This is a genomic window from Pantoea sp. SIMBA_079, from assembly GCF_046940275.1.
Classification (GTDB): Bacteria; Pseudomonadota; Gammaproteobacteria; order Enterobacterales; family Enterobacteriaceae; genus Pantoea; species Pantoea borealis.
Genome location: NZ_JAWRYR010000777.1, coordinates 1 through 244 on the forward strand (window position 1 = coordinate 1; position 244 = coordinate 244).

Genomic DNA, 244 nt, shown 5'->3' on the forward strand with positions numbered 1-244 from the left:
GCAGGAGTACCTCGAGCTGTGCAAAGAGGATCGCAGTGCCTACGCATCGGCGGCCGAACGGCTGTTGCTGGCCATCGGTGAGCCAGAGCTGATCGACACCTCTACCAACTCCAGGCTGTCGCGAATCTTTTCCAACAAGGTTATCCGCCGCTATCCGGCCTTTGCCGACTTCCATGGCATGGAAGAGTGCATCGACCAGATCGTGTCGTACTTCCGCCACGCCGCCCAAGGCCTGGAAGAGAAG

General features: G+C 59.4%; 1 pseudogene. It reads left to right on the forward strand.

Going from position 1 to position 244, the window contains the following annotated elements:
* A pseudogene (locus SB719_RS22055) lies at positions 1 to 244 on the forward strand (PrkA family serine protein kinase); the annotation flags it as partial.